The 15,431-nt window shown below is 57.4% G+C and carries 19 protein-coding genes and 1 tRNA gene; 10 read left to right on the forward strand and 10 right to left on the reverse strand.

All coding sequences use genetic code 11. The features are described 5' to 3' along the window. Positions 1 to 41: 41 nt before the first annotated feature. The 5 genes from KSS96_RS21880 to flgB form a co-directional block, all read right to left on the reverse strand. The gene (locus tag KSS96_RS21880; RefSeq protein ID WP_068937451.1) at positions 42 to 1,100 is read right to left on the reverse strand and encodes a hypothetical protein; all 1,059 of its coding nucleotides are present in this window, start codon (positions 1,098 to 1,100) and stop codon (positions 42 to 44) included. A gap of 147 nt (positions 1,101 to 1,247) precedes the next feature. Then, positions 1,248 to 2,561 carry a flagellar hook protein FlgE gene (gene flgE, locus KSS96_RS21885; protein WP_017529463.1) on the reverse strand — a complete coding sequence of 438 codons (1,314 nt, stop codon included), beginning with the start codon at positions 2,559 to 2,561 and terminating at the stop codon, positions 1,248 to 1,250. Between the two features lie 31 nt (positions 2,562 to 2,592). Continuing rightward, on the reverse strand, positions 2,593 to 3,318 hold the full coding sequence (flgD, locus tag KSS96_RS21890; RefSeq protein ID WP_017529462.1) for a flagellar hook assembly protein FlgD: 726 nt from the start codon (positions 3,316 to 3,318) through the stop codon (positions 2,593 to 2,595). A 16-nt stretch (positions 3,319 to 3,334) separates the two neighbouring features. Beyond that, the gene (flgC, locus tag KSS96_RS21895; RefSeq protein WP_003175632.1) at positions 3,335 to 3,778 is read right to left on the reverse strand and encodes a flagellar basal body rod protein FlgC; all 444 of its coding nucleotides are present in this window, start codon (positions 3,776 to 3,778) and stop codon (positions 3,335 to 3,337) included. A gap of 3 nt (positions 3,779 to 3,781) precedes the next feature. Then, complete coding sequence (gene flgB / locus KSS96_RS21900; protein ID WP_017529461.1) at positions 3,782 to 4,189, reverse strand: flagellar basal body rod protein FlgB; 408 nt, start codon at positions 4,187 to 4,189, stop codon at positions 3,782 to 3,784. A gap of 319 nt (positions 4,190 to 4,508) precedes the next feature. On the opposite strand from flgB, the gene KSS96_RS21905 reads away from it, so the two are divergent. Then, positions 4,509 to 5,285 (forward strand): hypothetical protein, encoded by a 777-nt coding sequence (locus tag KSS96_RS21905; RefSeq protein ID WP_065876838.1) that lies wholly within the window; start codon positions 4,509 to 4,511, stop codon positions 5,283 to 5,285. Between the two features lie 90 nt (positions 5,286 to 5,375). Here the strand turns inward: KSS96_RS21905 and cheR are convergent, their stop codons facing one another. Both cheR and KSS96_RS21915 read right to left on the reverse strand, forming a co-directional pair. Then, complete coding sequence (gene cheR, locus KSS96_RS21910; protein ID WP_017529459.1) at positions 5,376 to 6,203, reverse strand: protein-glutamate O-methyltransferase CheR; 828 nt, start codon at positions 6,201 to 6,203, stop codon at positions 5,376 to 5,378. 53 nt (positions 6,204 to 6,256) lie between these two features. After that, positions 6,257 to 7,183 (reverse strand): chemotaxis protein CheV, encoded by a 927-nt coding sequence (locus KSS96_RS21915; protein WP_017529458.1) that lies wholly within the window; start codon positions 7,181 to 7,183, stop codon positions 6,257 to 6,259. Between the two features lie 90 nt (positions 7,184 to 7,273). On the opposite strand from KSS96_RS21915, the gene flgA reads away from it, so the two are divergent. The 4 genes from flgA to KSS96_RS21935 all read left to right on the forward strand — a co-directional run bounded on the left by flgA (position 7,274) and on the right by KSS96_RS21935 (position 9,859). Continuing rightward, positions 7,274 to 8,038 carry a flagellar basal body P-ring formation chaperone FlgA gene (gene flgA / locus KSS96_RS21920; protein ID WP_026067398.1) on the forward strand — a complete coding sequence of 255 codons (765 nt, stop codon included), beginning with the start codon at positions 7,274 to 7,276 and terminating at the stop codon, positions 8,036 to 8,038. A 141-nt stretch (positions 8,039 to 8,179) separates the two neighbouring features. Continuing rightward, positions 8,180 to 8,494: a flagellar biosynthesis anti-sigma factor FlgM gene (gene flgM / locus KSS96_RS21925; RefSeq protein WP_017529456.1), complete on the forward strand. Its 315-nt coding sequence runs from the start codon at positions 8,180 to 8,182 to the stop codon at positions 8,492 to 8,494. A 48-nt stretch (positions 8,495 to 8,542) separates the two neighbouring features. After that, a complete protein-coding gene (locus KSS96_RS21930; protein WP_017529455.1) occupies positions 8,543 to 9,013 on the forward strand; it encodes a flagella synthesis protein FlgN in 471 nt (156 codons plus the stop codon). Positions 9,014 to 9,109: 96 nt separating this feature from the next. Next, positions 9,110 to 9,859 carry a flagellar brake protein gene (locus KSS96_RS21935; RefSeq protein WP_017529454.1) on the forward strand — a complete coding sequence of 250 codons (750 nt, stop codon included), beginning with the start codon at positions 9,110 to 9,112 and terminating at the stop codon, positions 9,857 to 9,859. 61 nt (positions 9,860 to 9,920) lie between these two features. On the opposite strand, the gene KSS96_RS21940 is transcribed toward KSS96_RS21935, so the two are convergent. Beyond that, positions 9,921 to 11,309: an MFS transporter gene (locus KSS96_RS21940; RefSeq protein ID WP_065876826.1), complete on the reverse strand. Its 1,389-nt coding sequence runs from the start codon at positions 11,307 to 11,309 to the stop codon at positions 9,921 to 9,923. 270 nt (positions 11,310 to 11,579) lie between these two features. Here KSS96_RS21940 and KSS96_RS21945 point away from each other — a divergent pair, with 270 nt between their 5' ends. Beyond that, a complete protein-coding gene (locus KSS96_RS21945) occupies positions 11,580 to 11,747 on the forward strand; it encodes a colicin E3/pyocin S6 family cytotoxin (protein WP_317617127.1) in 168 nt (55 codons plus the stop codon). Positions 11,748 to 11,787: 40 nt separating this feature from the next. Then, positions 11,788 to 12,027 carry a pyocin S6 family toxin immunity protein gene (locus KSS96_RS21950; protein WP_217855320.1) on the forward strand — a complete coding sequence of 80 codons (240 nt, stop codon included), beginning with the start codon at positions 11,788 to 11,790 and terminating at the stop codon, positions 12,025 to 12,027. Positions 12,028 to 12,311: 284 nt separating this feature from the next. Here the strand turns inward: KSS96_RS21950 and KSS96_RS21955 are convergent. After that, a tRNA-Arg gene (locus KSS96_RS21955) sits at positions 12,312 to 12,388 on the reverse strand. Between the two features lie 324 nt (positions 12,389 to 12,712). Between KSS96_RS21955 and KSS96_RS21960 the strand changes: the two genes are divergently transcribed. From KSS96_RS21960 to KSS96_RS21970, 3 genes are all read left to right on the forward strand, one after another. Next, complete coding sequence (locus KSS96_RS21960) at positions 12,713 to 12,940, forward strand: hypothetical protein (protein WP_017529428.1); 228 nt, start codon at positions 12,713 to 12,715, stop codon at positions 12,938 to 12,940. Positions 12,941 to 12,951: 11 nt separating this feature from the next. Continuing rightward, positions 12,952 to 13,119 carry a PA3371 family protein gene (locus KSS96_RS21965; RefSeq protein WP_017529427.1) on the forward strand — a complete coding sequence of 56 codons (168 nt, stop codon included), beginning with the start codon at positions 12,952 to 12,954 and terminating at the stop codon, positions 13,117 to 13,119. 383 nt (positions 13,120 to 13,502) lie between these two features. Further along, the gene (locus tag KSS96_RS21970) at positions 13,503 to 13,829 is read left to right on the forward strand and encodes an Arc family DNA-binding protein (RefSeq protein WP_003175643.1); all 327 of its coding nucleotides are present in this window, start codon (positions 13,503 to 13,505) and stop codon (positions 13,827 to 13,829) included. 143 nt (positions 13,830 to 13,972) lie between these two features. Here KSS96_RS21970 and mgtE read toward each other — a convergent pair whose 3' ends face one another. After that, positions 13,973 to 15,415, reverse strand: coding sequence for a magnesium transporter (gene mgtE / locus KSS96_RS21975; protein WP_017529426.1), 1,443 nt, complete (start codon positions 15,413 to 15,415; stop codon positions 13,973 to 13,975). Positions 15,416 to 15,431 lie beyond the last annotated feature (16 nt).

The following is a 15,431-nucleotide window of genomic DNA, read 5'->3' on the forward strand; positions in this document are numbered from 1 at the left end:
TATCGGGGGCTTTCTTTTGCTGGGTGAAAAGCGCTCGCGATTTAAAACAATACGGTCGCGATACCTGATTGAGGCATGCCGCCGCGCTTGCCCCACAACTCAATCCGGCCATCAATCACGGCCATCGAATGGCCACCGAACTCCACGGTGCCCACCTTGCTGTTTCTCAAATCAGCAACGGTTGTCTGCCTGTAGAACCCTCTCAAACCCAAACGGTCCAGCCCTTCACGCGAGTGTTCGCCATCGTTGAGGCTGTTCATGGCCGCCTGGAAACTGCGCCCAGCAGTACCGTCATTGTTTTCCATCTGCGCCCGCTTGGCGCTCGCGGCATACATGAAGTTGGCATCCGTCATCATTGCCGGGTCATCGCCCTTGAAACGCGCATGAATGGCCGCCTGCCTCACCTCGTCATTGGACAGAGAAAGCTTGAAGCCATCACGCATGGTCACCTCGTAGCCGTGGCCCAACGCCTTAACGTCTTTGAAAATGTCCGTAGGTTTTTGCCCATACCGCATCATCGCCGCCTTTATCGCCGATACAGTCACGCAATTGCCGTCAGGCCCCTGCCTGAAGCCACTCCAGATATTGTCCGGCTTTTTCCCGGGGTTGCTCGTGTCGGGCTTGTAGTGGTGATGCCGTGAGCCTTCGGTAATCGGCTTGTTGCTCATCGACTCACTGGGACCGAAGCCGCCGCGACCGGGAAAATCACCGCCGCCACCGCCATCCCTAGGCGATGGTGGTGCCGGAGAAGGGGCAGGCGTATCCGGAAACAGGTCCGGAAACAGCATCTTTAAAAGCTCCAGCCATCGCTTGGAGCGTTCTTCCTTGAGTTGCTCAAGGATTTTCTTGAACGTGTCGTCCCCCAATGCTGTGCGTTTTTCATTGAGCCTGTCGCGCAATTCCCGGACAGTCTGGTTTTTGCCGGTACTGTGCGCGTCATCAAGCTCCTTGAGCAGTTGTGCGACGGCCTCCTTATTTTTTGCGTCCCGGTCTTCGTTGATCGCGTGTGTCGCGCCTTTGCCGCTCAAATAGAACTGTGCCGCTCCCGCGTCAAAATGCACGCCGGCCTCGCTGCGACCCATCCCCCACTGATTTCCCATTGTTATTCCCCACCCAAGGTCACAAGCTCGATAGCTTCCGGCTTCATGGGTGGCATTCAGGGCGTAGGACGTTCCAGACGACGTTTGTCAGGGCAAAAAAAACCCCTCGATCGAGGGGTTTTCAGTCAAGCGCATTACGCCATGGCATCAAGTCATCTGAATGATGGTCTGCATGATGGTGCTCTGGGTGGAGATAGTCTTGGCGTTGGCCTGGTAGTTGCTCTGGGCCTTGATCAGGTCCACCAGCTCGTTGGTCAGGTTGACGTTGGAGTTCTCCAGGGAGTTGGCCACGATCGAACCCAAGGTACCGGATTGCGGGGTGTCGTAACCCGGCTGGCCCGAAGCGAACGTCTCTCTCCAAGTGGTGCTGCCGGCTGGCTGCAGGCCCTGCTCGTTGTTGAAGCTGGCCAGGGAGATCTGGCCGATGGCCTTGCTCTGCTGGTTGCTGAACGTGGCGAACAACACGCCGCTGCCGTCGATTTTCAGGCCGGTGATCTGGCCGGTGGCATAGCCGTCGGTGATCGGTGGGTTGCGGTAGGTGGCCGAGTTGTACTGGGTGATGTTCGCCATGTTGATGGCGATGCCGTCAGGGTTGGCATCCGCGCCGTTGGCTTTCCAGACGCCATTGGTCACGGTACCTGGCACCCAACCGGTCAAGGTCAGCGTCGTGCTGGACGCGCCGGCGGTGACGATGCTGGTGAGCTTGCCATAGCCGTCAAAGGTCAGGGTCGAAGGCACAGGCGGAGTGGGTGGCGTACCGCCCGTTGGTGACGAACCGTTAGGGTTGCGCCCATCAATCAGCGTATAGGCGTTCCACTTGTTGCCGTCGGTTTTCACCAGGTATTGCACCATCGGGTGCGCATTGCCTTGGGCGTCGTACAAGGTGGTGCTGTATTGGGTGGTGAAAGTACTGGTATCCGTCGGGTCGAATGGCTTGAGCGTCTGGTTGATCACCGGCTCCGAGGAGTTCAGGTTACTGGTGGAATCCACCTTGGTGGACGCCTTCGGCGGCAGGTTCGACAGGTTCAGTTGCAGGTCGGTCAGGCCACCCTTGATGATTTTGCCGTCATCGTCCGCCGCATAGCCTTGCAAACGCGAGGTACCGGTGTTGTTGGTGATATAGCCGTCTTTGTCGGCACGGAAGGCACCGCTGCGAGTGTACTCCAGCGAACCGTCGCTGCCCTTCTGCACGAAGAAGCCACCACCCTGGATCGCCATGTCCAGGATACCGCCGCTGCCGTTGACGTCACCCTGGGTGAATTGCTGGGACACCGCCGCCAGGTTCACGCCGTTGCCGATGCTGTTCTGGCCGGTACCCAGTTTGGACGCGGCATAGATGTCGGAGAATTCCGCACGGGACGACTTGAAGCCGGTGGTCGCGACGTTGGCGATGTTGTTGCCGGTCACGTCCAGTTGTTTATTGGCCGCATAGAGGCCGCTAAGGCCGATGTTAAAAGACATGTTTCTCTCCCTCTGCCGTATCTAGCCGGCTCTATGTACCAATAGTCTGAATTTGCGACAGCTTCACGCTGCCCATGCCACCTGCAAGGTTCAGCAGCATTTCGCCGCCGGTCTTGCTCAACGTCACGCTGGTCACGGTTGCCGGCAGCGATGTTGCCAGGGCCACTGCGTCGCCCTTGTCATTCTTGGTCGTGGCCGCAAAGGTGTAGGTGCCGGCTGGGGCGACCTCGCCGTTGCCGTTCTTGCCATCCCAGATAAAGTCCGACGTACCGGCACTCTGGGCGCCCAAATCGAGGGTGCGCACCAGGTTGCCGTCTTTGTCGGTGATCTTGACGGTGACGTTACCCGTCGCCGCGGTCACGGCCACCGAGCCGGTCATGCTCTTGCTGGTATCCACCAGGGCCTTGTCGGTCTGGGTGATGATCGAACGCCCGACCAGCGAAGAAGCCTGCAGCGCTTGCGAGGAGCTGAAGTTGCTGGAGATGTTATTCACCGAGTCGTTCAGGGTGTTGATGCCTTCGAGGCTGCTGAACTGCGCCAGCTGGGCCACGAATGCACCGTTGTCCTGGGGTGACAGCGGGTTCTGGTTTTTCAGTTGGGTCACCAGCAGTTGCAGGAACGCGTCCTTGCCCAGCGACTGGTTGCCCGTCGCGGTCTTGGAAGCATCACCCAGGCTGCTGTTGTCCGTTGCAGTCTTGACCTTGGAATTGAACAGGTCCTGGACTGCCGTGTTGTTAGACGTATCAACGATGGCCATTATTTGGCGCCCCTTATCACTGACCCAGGGTCAGGACCTTTTGCATCATGGTTTTGGCGGTGTTCATCATTTCCGCGTTGGTCTGGAACGAGCGGCTGGCGGAGATCATGTCGGCCATCTCCTCGACCACGTTGACGTTCGGGTAATACACGTAGCCTTTTTCGTTCGCTGCCGGGTGGTTAGGCTCGTAGCGCGCTTCGAGGTTGCTCTGGTCTTCGACCACACCGAGTACCTGCACGCCTTTGCCGGCGGCGTCCTGTTCCTGGAACAACGAATCGCTGCCACCGTTCTGGCCGGCCTGGAACATGGTGGCGAACACCGGGTGCCGGGCGCGATAGGTTTGGTCAATGCTCGAAGACACAGTCTCGGCGTTGGCGATGTTACTGGCGACGGTGTTGAGGCGCGTGGTCTGGGCGCTCATGCCACTGCCGGCAATATTGAAAACACTGGACAGGGACATGGCTTACTCTCCACGCAGGGCTGACATCAGCCCTTTGAATTTGCTGTTGAGCAGGGTAAAGCTGGCCTGAAAGTTCACCGAGTTCTCGGCATAAGCCGATTGCTCCAGTTGGGCGTCGACGGTGTTCTGGTCGATCGATGGCTGCATCGGCGTGCGATACAGCAACGACTCGTCACCACTGCTCAGGCCTTGCGCTTCGATATGACGGTTGTTGGTCATGTTCAAGGCGAAGGTGCCGTTCTTGGTCTTGTCCTGCTGTGCAGCGAGCACAGCGGAGAAGTCCAGGTCCCGAGCCTTGTAGTTCGGGGTGTCGGCGTTGGCAATGTTGTTGGCCAGGACTTCGGCACGCTGGGCGCGGAAGCCCAGGGCTTGTTCGTGGATACCGAGCGCTTTATCGAAGCTGATGCTCATGGCGGAAACCTTTAGGCTGACCTGCTGTTCGTTAACAGGACTATAGCAAGGTGCATGCCAACCTGAGCAGAGCCCGAATTTCAAGGGCTTGCGGCAATGTTGCCGGCGGTGATGCCAGAAAAGCGGCAAGCGATTTCCGCGTAGCGCCAGTAAAGCGGCAATCGGGCTTGCCGCTTGCGAGTGGAGGGCTATAAACGGTGTGCGCAGGGGGCCGGGGTATTTAACCGTTTGTCCGTACTGTTATTTATGACAATTGCGACACGCGTAGGCTTTGATGCTTTATCAACCGACCCCCTTAAGCACAACGCAGAGGCTCGACATGTTGATAATCCCGGCCCCCAGGTTTGTCGAACAGGATTCGACACAGCCGATCCCGAATCTTGACCCTGCCCGACTGAGCGGCGACGTCGCCATACTGAGGTTGGATTTTCCTATGCAGCCAGCCGATTATTTCTATTTGAGCCTCAACAGCACCGTTCTTGGTGGCACGCACAATCAAAGCTTTAATATTGCCCACAGCACCGCTTCGCTGCGGATTCTGATTCCCACGAACATTGTCATCGCCAGTGCGGGCACCGAAGTCCAGTTGCGGGCCCGCATCCTGCGTGGAGGGCTGTATTCCACTGCAGGGGAGGCGAGAATAAACATCGGTCGCCTGCCCATTGTGGTGCCACCAGACCAGTCATGGGACTTCAGCGACGGCACCTTTCAAGGCTGGGTAGCACAAGGCGTCTATGTGTCGCGGCTAAGCGTGATCGGTAGCCGCGTGGTCGTTAACCAGTTCAACAATCAGGCCACCAGCTCCCACATCATCACCCGTGCAGTTCCGGTAACGGCAGGACGCACCTATAACTGCAGCTTCGAGGTGACGGGAAGTACAGCCGTCAGCGACGGGTCGACCCTGCACATGACGATAAACGGCAGCCGGATCGGGCCTGACGTCACCACTATTACTGATGCCCGACGCCAAATCGGAACAGGAACATTTACCGCCGCCACGACGGGAACCGTGCGACTCGGCATCTTCAACGCAACAGTGCCCAGCGGGCAACATGGCCTGTCCCTGGGGCCCCTCCAAATGAGCACCACGCCCTGAGCGCTGTTGATGAGGACCGGCAGCGATTTTGCGCGAATAAAAAACGGGAGACTTTGCAAAGGTCTCCCGTTTTTGTTTTTAAAGCGTCGGTTATTTGGCCTGGTAAATGATGCCGGGGCTGCACTGCACCATCTGGAAGTGATCCGGCAGGCCGTTCAGCGCTTCGGAAGCACCCAGGAACAGGTAGCCGCCACGCTTGAGCGTGCCATGGATGCGCAACAGGATGTCTTTCTTCACCTCGGCCGAGAAGTAGATCAGCACGTTGCGGCAAAACACCATGTCGAACTTGCCCAGGCTGGCGTAGCTGTCGAGCAGGTTGAACGAGCGAAACTCCACGCGGTTTTTGATCGGCGCCTTGATCGCCCAGCGCCCGGCGCCTTTAGGCTCGAAGTAGCGCTGCAACCGGTCTTGGGACAAACCACGGCCCAGGGCCAGGCTGTCGTACTCACCGGTCTTGCAGTTGGTGAGCATGGTGCCGGACAGATCGGTGGCGACAATTTGCGCACCGGCCTTCAATTGCCCGATGTTGGTCCGCTCGAACTCATCGATGGACATCGAGATGGAATACGGCTCCTGCCCCGAAGAACAGGCCGCCGACCAGATGCGCAGACGCTGGCCCGGGCTGGCCTTGATAGCCTCCGGCAGCACCTTGCTCTTGAGCACCTCAAAGGGGTAGGTGTCACGAAACCACAGGGTTTCGTTGGTGGTCATGGCATCGACCACCATCTCTTTGAGCCCACTGCGCGGCTGGCCCTGGATCCGTTGAACCAACTCACCCAGGGACTTGATACCCTGCTGCTCCATTAGTTTGTTAAGACGACTGGATACCAGGTATTGCTTGTTTTCACCGAGCAATATCCCACAGGCTTTTTCCAGGAAGACCCGGAACTGCTCAAAATCCAAATTACCTGTAGACACTGATACCGCCTCTAAAATCGTATGACCGCCAGGGAAAAAGCCCCTGGCTATTATTATTCTGCTGCCTTGATCCGGTCGACCACCCGGGATGCCAGGTCATCAGGACGGAATTTGGCCAGGAAGTCATCGGCACCGACTTTCTTGACCATCGCCTGATTGAATACACCCGACAACGAAGTATGCAGGACGATATGCAATTTTTGCATGCGTGGATCGCTGCGTATTTCGGCCGTGAGAGTGTAGCCATCCATTTCCGGCATCTCGATGTCGGAAATCATCATCAAGAATTCTTCTTCCGGCTTCTTACCCTCATCCACCAGTTTGCGCAGATAGTCCAGCGCCTGGCGGCCGTCGTTGAGCGCCACCACGTCCACGCCGACGGTTTGCAGGCAACGGGTCACCTGCTTACGCGCCACCGAGGAGTCGTCCACTGTGAGCACCCGCAGCGAGACCGCCTTGTGCGCCGTCTCCGCGTCAACCACACCGACCGAAATCGATTCCGAGGTCGGCGCCACTTCGGCGAGGATCTTCTCTACGTCGATGATTTCCACCAACTGGTTATCGACCCGCGTCACCGCCGTGAGGTAGTGGTCGCGGCCGGTGCCCTTGGGTGGCGGATGGATCTCTTCCCAGTTCATGTTGACGATGCGCTCCACCGAGCGCACCAGGAAACCCTGGGTCTTGGTGTTGTATTCGGTAATGATCACGAATGGGCTTTCGCGGTCCTGCAAGCCTGCCGAACCTGTGGCCAGGGCCAGGTCGAGAATCGGAATGGTCGCACCACGAATATTGGCCACGCCACACACCACCGGGCTGGATTTGGGCATGATCGTCAGCTTGGGGCACTGCAGCACTTCCCGTACCTTGAACACATTGATGCCATAGAGTTGCTTGCCATCGAGGCGAAAAAGCAACAACTCCAGGCGATTCTGCCCTACCAGCTGTGTGCGCTGGTTTACTGAATCCATTACACCTGCCATGCCTTTACTCCTACGCTAAAACCTTGGGCTGTACCTACACGGCAGCGCGCACCCAACACTAAACGGCACGAGCCTTGCTATTTATTGGCCATGGACATTAAAACGACAGTTTCCCGACGCCTTCGACTCCCACGTTACCGCAGATTGCTCTGCGCCTCGGTGGCGTTGCTTGCTTTGAGCCTGAACACCACGGCCCGCGCAGAGAACGTCACCTTGCCTGATCTCCTTATCGGCGTCACTCAGGGCTTTCTTGAGTTCACTGTAGAAGATTATCTGGCAACCACACAGACACCGGGGCGTTATGAAATCCAAGTCAACCAATTGGACCCCCGCCTGCGCATGCCGATGTGCGACAAGGAATTGACAGCGACCCTTGAAAGCCCAGCCCAGCCCATCGGCCGCGTGACGGTACGGGTGCGCTGCGACGGAGCCTCGCCTTGGACGGTGTTTGTGCCGGCGCAGGTCAAGTTGTTTCGCGATGTTGTGGTAGTGGCCCGACCACTGAAACGCACCGGCATCATCGGTTTTGAGGACGTCGTATTACGCGAACGCGACATCAGCCTGATCAGCCAGGGCTACCTGACGTCCCTGGATCAGGCCGTCGGCCAACGATTGACCCGACCAGTGGTCACCGATCAGGTGATCACGCTGGTCCACCTGGAACAGGCCGAAGTGATTCGCAAGGGCGACCAAGTGGTAATTTCCGCCAGCAGCGGTACGCTGAATGTAAAAATGCCCGGTGAAGCGTTGTCCAACGGCGGCATGAGTGAACAAATTCGAGTCAAGAATCTCAATTCCAATCGCGTGATCAAAGCGCGGGTCACAGCCCCCGGACAGGTAGAGGTCGCTTTATAGATTACTGGTACAGGACGCTGGGTTTTCCTACACTGTGCACGCGGTTTACCGTGCGGAGATTTATTGTCATTCGCGCCTAAAGTTTGTCCGGGTATGGCCGAAAACATGGCAAGCGTCCAAATACCCAGAGGTTTTTTTATCATGGTCATCGATTTCAGCCGTTTGAATAACACCCCGTCGACGTCAGGCGCTACGCGTACCAGCGCTGCCAAAGAAAGCGTCGAAGCCAAGGCCCAGCCGCTGACAGAACAGGCCAGCGTCAGCCAAAGCGGGGAATCCGTACACCTGAGCAATGAGGCTCAACAGTTGCAGAAGGTCACTGACTCGCTGCGCGATCAACCAGTGGTCAATAAAGCCCGCGTGGCCGAGTTGAAACAGGCAATCGCCGATGGCAGCTATAAAGTCGACAGCAACCGTGTAGCCAGCAAGCTGCTTAATTTCGAAGCCGAGCGCTAGGCAAAGGCCTGCGCAGGGCTTTTGGACGCTTAAACCCCAAGGCCAGCCATGCATCACGACGAAAATTTGCTGCAACTGATCATTGATGATCTAGCGCCGACGCAACAATTGCTCGAGCTGCTCAAAGAAGAATCCCTGGCCCTCTATGGCCGGGATATGCCGCTGCTGGAAGAAATTCTGGCGCGCAAGCAATCGCTGATTGTGCTGCTGGAGCAACACGGCAAAAAACGCAGCCAGATCCTCAGTAGTCTCGGCCTGCCGGCAGACCATGACGGCCTGGCGCAGTTGGCCAGCCACTCCTCGGTTGGCGACCAATTGCTGTCCCAGAGCAAAGAACTCAATCAGTTGCTCGCCCAGTGCCAGGAAGCCAACCGGCTCAACGGTCAGTCGATCCAGCTTCAGCAAGCCACGACCGCCAACCAGTTACGCATACTTCACGGCGGAGAGCCGCCGGCGCTGTATAACGCCCAGGGTTCCACCTCGCGTCTGGTCAAACCAAGCACCCGCAGCCAAGCCTGACATCGGTTTACCGTGCGCCCTATCCAAGGCGCGCCACATGCTGGCAAAATGCCGGTTCTTGCGTGTAGTCGTATTTTGTCTGGAGATGGAAGAACCGTGTTCAACGCCCTTAATGCGGAAGATGCCCCGCAGCCACCCAAGGTGCTCACCACGCCTCTGGAAATCGCCGGCACCTTGCGGATGCTGCAAGACAGCCATGACCCGCTGATCATCACCTTCCACGAACGCAGCCAGCGCTTCCAAAGCTATCTGGTGGACGTCAACCGTGACAGCAACACGCTGGCACTGGACGAAATGATTCCACGCGACGGCGAACGCTACCTTGAGAGCGGCGAGCCCTTCCGCATCGAAGGCTTCCACGATGGCGTTCGCGTTGCCTGGGAAAGCAAGGGCACCCTGGCTATCAGCGCGAAAGACGGCCACCGCATTTACACCGGCAGCCTGCCGGACGAGGTGGTCTACCATCAGCGTCGAAATGCGTTCCGTGCCGCGTTGAAGCTGGCGCAATTGGTCAACATCGAACTGGGTGGCGAAAAACTCAAGGCGCCGGTCAACGGTAAATTGCTGGATATTTCCGCCACCGGCTGCAAGCTGCGTTTTGAAGGCAATATCTCCGAGCGCCTGCAATTGGGCCAGGTCTACGACCGATTTATTGCCGCCCTGCCCTTTGGCAGCATGACCACCTCGGTCGAATTGCGTTACCTGCACTTCGAAGAAAAGATCAATACCACCTTTGCCGGCGTACGCTTCCACAACATGAGTGGGCTGGTACAGCGCCAGGTCGAGCGCTTTGTGTACCAGTTGCAGCGTGAAGCGCGACGGTTCGATAAAGACGACGATTTTTAATACATACAGGTCGTCACAAAAAAACGGGCAGATCCTTTGGGGATCTGCCCGTTTTTTTCGTTCAGGGGCGTGCCCTGCTGAGGTCATGGGGATGCTCGTCCGGGTCCGGATGCTCGGGTGGCGCTTCGCAGCCTGGCTCCTCTATCGGCGGCTGCTCTGGCTCGGTTTCAGGCTCAGGCTCAGGCGCAGTGGTCTGCATCTGCTCCTGGACCACGGCCTCATCCACCCGCGGGTCAAGTGCAGCCACCAGCGGTGAGCTGGACATACTGTCGGGCATCGCCACGTGATGCAGGGGGGCGTCCTCCACCTGGTGCAGGTTGGTGACGGCTTTTGGCCGGATGCGCCACACCAGAATCAACGCACACAGGCTGAAAAACGCGTAAAGCATCTGGCTGCCGAACATCTTCATCACCACACCCGCCAGCAAAGGCCCGATACTGGCGCCGATGCCATATGTCACCAGCAACATGGCTGTCAGCGACACGCGGCGATCACCTTCGACATGGTCATTGGAAAACGCCACGGCCAGCGGGTACAAACAGAACTGCACCAGCGAGCAGAGGAAGCCTGCGACGAACAAAACCTCCAGCGGCACCTGGGTCATGATTGCGAGCGGCAATGCCGCCACCGCCAGGCACAGGGCAAAACAACGAATCAACAGCGCGCGATCATAGCGGTCAGACAACCATCCCAGCGGCCACTGCACCAGCAGTCCGGCAAAAATGCAGCTACCCATGAACAAACCCACTTGCTCGGTGGTGAGCCCCTGCTGGGACGCATACAGCGGTGCCAGGCCATAGAAAGAGCCGACAATCAACCCCGCCCCCAATACCGTGCTCAGCGACTGCGGCACGCGCTTGATAAAGAAACGCGGCTCCATCGGTGCGGGGTGCAGGGGCGCGGGGTGGATGCGTCGGGTCATGGCCACCGGCACAAGGCACAAGGCAAAGCACAGCGCGACCAGCATCAACAACTCCAGGCCGAGTTGAGGATGCATGACCAGAATCAACTGCCCCAACACCAAGCCAAGGTAGGAAGCGATCATATAGCCGCTGAACACCACGCCACGCTGCTTGGCATCCGCCTGCTCGTTGAGCCAGCTTTCGATCACCATGTACTGGCACATCATGCCCAGGCCAACGATCACCCGCAGCACGATCCAGGCCGGCAACCAGTCGACCAAACCATGCCCCAGCACCGCCGCACCGACGATACCGGCACAGGTCGCATACGCGCGAATATGCCCGACCCGGGCGATCAGGCGATGCCCGATCTTGCCGCCCAGCACCAGGCCGAAATAGTTGGCCGCCATCAGCGCACCCACCCACAAGCTGTCGACATGGTCAGCCGCCAGGCGCAAGGCCAGGTAAGTACTGAGCAGGCCGGAGCCGATCAGCATCATCAAGGAAGCGAAATAAAGGGCTCGAAAAGATTTCCAGATCTGGCGCATCGGCGTTCCGAGCGGCTCCTTGCAGTTAGAAACAGGGCTATCGGCATGATAGTCCCGGGTGGCAGGTTCCGGACAGGCGGCAGAGGCTGTTTCCGGGGATTATTTTGCTTAACCGCTCAGACGCTGCCGGGTGGCGTGCAAGGTACATCGTTACGATAAAAGACACGACGCACATGCTGTGAACCTCGATCGGCGGCAAGGTTCGATTGGTAGGTGAAAAGACCGAATGCCAACAAAAAATGTAGCCCAGATGCAATACGCGCAAAACAGATGTCGAGTGTCCAGGGCGCAGGCAAAAAACGAAGTCGTTGGAAAGATCGCAAAGGCAGAATTTATGAATGGGATTATGAGAACGGCAGAGTCGAGCTATACGACAAACAAGGCAAGCACCTGGGGGGAGTTCAACCCAGGAACAGGAGAGCGAACAAAGGACGCTGAACCAGGACGTACCACATCAAAGTGATATTGGAGGGCCAAGATGTTTTTAGAAATTACGGGGTTTCTCGCTGACGCCAACGAAGATGACTCAATTAAATTTGAGCTCGATATAAGCCCTGAGTTTCAGCAAGCGGTTATGGAGGTGCTGGGCTGGAAAAGTTTGGCGGCGGAGGCCGACGGAAAGCTTCCACTAACAGAAAACCAAGTGCAGCAAATTGCCTTAGCAATCAATGAACAATTGCCGATGAGCTTGGACCTCTTCATCGGGGTAAGAGCATAGCAACGACGATCATGACCGCCCGCCTGACATCGCCTGAATACCACCGATTGGAAGTGAGTATTCAGGTAATGGGGCTCGAAATCCAAACCGTAACCAAGCGGTGGGGGAAATCTCTCACTCCGTAGCACAACGGATAAGCATTCTTCGTCACCATCCGGCGAAAAAAGTCTCACCAGGTCAAACCTTAGCGGGGATTTTTTCTGCCTGAATTGTTACTGCTGCACCCACGCTGTCCACATGAGAGCCAAGAGAAGAAAAAAAAGCGCTACAAGCCTTGAATAATATGGTGTCCCAGGGCCGGTTCGAACGGCCAACCTTCCCCTTAGGAGGGGGATGCTCTATCCAATTGAGCTACTGGGACAAATGACAGCCATCGGGCTCAGGGGCACTGCGACGGACGGCGTGCATGTTAACGGTCGAGTTAGGTTTTGTCATGTCGTCCGTGGGCTTTTTGAGCGTAGGCCGATACTTGCGAATGCGATCGTCGCTCAACCCTGTAAACACCGGCACATGACGCCATCGTGCAGAATGCACTGCGACAAAATGCCAGCATTGCAAATTGCAACCCGAAAGCCACTCAAGATAGACTCAACCCTTTGATTTTATTGAAATAATAGATTGGCACGCGACCTGCAATGTTTCATGTGAACCCCCTCAGCCACGGCGTTAAACGGAGAACATGACCATGAACAGTGCCCTTCTGTTAGCCCTCAATACCGTCGCCCTGGCTGCGCTGGTGATGTTTCATTTCCAATCGACCGGCAGCAACGACCCCGCGCAGATCAGCCAGGCCGTGCCACACCATCTGCAACAACGCCCGCAACTGGCGGTGATGACCCCGACCGCGCAAGCGCCACTGCGCTTGGCTCAAGGTAGTCAGGCTTCGCCAGCCTCTGAACATTGGGTTTTCTGAGAAAAGCACTCATGAGCAAATCTGCCTGGCTGTTTCTGTGCCTGTTCATTGCCACCGCCGGGTTCGGCTTGGGAACCGGCCACACCACCGCACAGATTGCCAGCGGCGTATTCGCCTGCCTTCTGCTGCTGACGCTTATCGTAGGCCGACGCATCAAGTTCGACCCGATTTTGCGCTAGCCCGTTCCCCGCCCTACCTTATGTCGCCTCAACCTAGTAAATCAGCAAATTGCCACTAGTCTTAAACAACAGGGCAAAAGGCCAGTTTGCGATAGGATGTTCGGCCTCAAACCCTTATGCAGCTTGGTTCTGCGCGGAAATCGCCCTGGGCATCCCGCGCGAAAGATTTTTCCAACCAGTCCGCAAAAATGCAAATGAGTGCTGGCATAAAGCCTTTAGGCAGTTCAATATTTGTCACAGAATTGACGCCAAGGAACTGGCAAATCTGAGGCATGATGCGGCCTCTTTGCAATTCGGGTTGAACTTTGGTCGTGAGTCTTGTCTTAACACTCATCTTGCGGCCAATTCCAAAAACCGCTCCCCTGAACTAACCGGTTAAATATATGCGCCCATTGAAACAGGCAATCTATTCAAGCCGTACGGCTGACAAGTTCGTCGTACGTCTGCCAGACGGAATGCGGGAACGCATTGCCGAGGTGGCTCGCAATCATCATCGCAGCATGAACTCTGAAATCATCGCGCGCCTGGAACAAAGCCTTATTCAGGAAGGTGCGCTGGGCGACGAGTTGAGCATGCGCCTGGACAGCCCAGAGCTGTCACTGCACGAACGCGAACTGCTGCAGCGTTTTCGTCAGCTCTCCCATCGCCAGCAAAATGCCCTGGTCTCGCTTATCGCGCACGACGTAGAGGCAGCCGCAGAAGCCAATTGATCTGCAACTGATAGCCGAAGCCAGCCATGTGCTGGCTTTTTTTTTGCGCGTCTTTCAAGGGCGCCCGGACTGGGCAAGGGTTGGGGCCGGCCTGCTGCGGCAAGGGAAGCTTGCTCACCAACGCAAGCCGCCCCCACAAGGGATCAAAGCAGGAAGATTGTCGCCAGCCCCAGGAAGATGAAGAAACCGCCACTGTCGGTCATGGCAGTGATCATGACACTGGCCCCCATGGCAGGGTCGCGACCGAGACGTGCCAGCGTCATGGGGATCAGCACCCCCATCAACGCAGCCAGCAGCAGGTTGAGGGTCATGGCGGCGGTCATGACCACCCCCAGGGACCAACTGCCATACAGCAAGTAGGCGACAACCCCGATCACGCCTCCCCACACCAGACCGTTGACCAGCCCCACCGCCAGCTCCTTGCGCAACAGGCGCGAAGAGTTAGCCGTACTCACCTGGTCCAGCGCCATTGCCCGCACGATCATGGTAATGGTCTGGTTACCGGAGTTGCCGCCGATACCCGCCACAATCGGCATCAATGCCGCCAAGGCCACCAGTTTTTCGATGGAGCCTTCGAACAAGCCGATCACCCGAGAAGCGATAAACGCGGTAATCAGGTTAACGGCCAGCCAGGCCCAGCGGTTATGCAGCGAACGCCAGACTGACGCAAAAATATCTTCCTCTTCACGCAAACCCGCCATGTTGAGGACTTCGGTTTCACTTTCCTCACGAATCAGGTCGACCATTTCATCGATGGTCAGACGGCCGATCAACTTGCCGTTTTTGTCGACCACCGGCGCCGAAATCAAGTCGTAACGCTCAAACGCCTGCGCCGCATCGTAGGCATCTTCATCCGGATGAAAGCTCACGGTATCGCTGGCCATTAAATCAGCCACTTTCTTCTCAGGGTCGTTGACCAGCAGGCGCTTGATCGGCAGCACCCCCTTGAGAATGCCTTCGTAGTCGACCACGAACAACTTGTCGGTATGGCCCGGCAGCTCTTTGAGCCGGCGCAGGTAACGCAGTACCACTTCCAGGCTGACGTCTTCACGAATGGTGACCATCTCGAAGTCCATCAGGGCGCCGACCTGGTCCTCGTCATAGGACAACGCGGAGCGCACACGCTCACGCTGCTGGCCGTCGAGAGCCTCCATCAGCTCGTGGACAACATCTCGAGGCAGCTCAGGCGCCAGGTCAGCCAGCTCGTCGGCGTCCATCTCCTTGGCCGCGGCCAGGAGTTCGTGATCGTCCATGTCGGCGATCAGGGTTTCACGGACCGAGTCGGATACTTCGAGGAGGATGTCGCCGTCGCGGTCAGCCTTGACCAACTGCCAGAGGGTCAGTCGATCATCGAGCGGCAAAGCTTCGAGAATGTAGGCGACGTCGGCGGAGTGCAGGTCGTCGAGCTTGCGCTGCAACTCGACGAGATTTTGCCGATGGACCAGGTTTTCAACGCGGTCGTGATGCGGACCTTCCTGGCGGTGCGTGAGGTCTTCGACCACACGCTGGCGCTGCAGCAGCTCGATGACTTGAGCCAGGCGATCCTGCAGGCTTTCTTGTGTTTTCTTTACTTCTACTTCGGTCATAGGCGAACTCCACTCC

The sequence above is a fragment of the Pseudomonas asgharzadehiana genome, from assembly GCF_019139815.1.
In the GTDB taxonomy this organism is placed as follows: Bacteria; Pseudomonadota; Gammaproteobacteria; order Pseudomonadales; family Pseudomonadaceae; genus Aquipseudomonas; species Aquipseudomonas asgharzadehiana.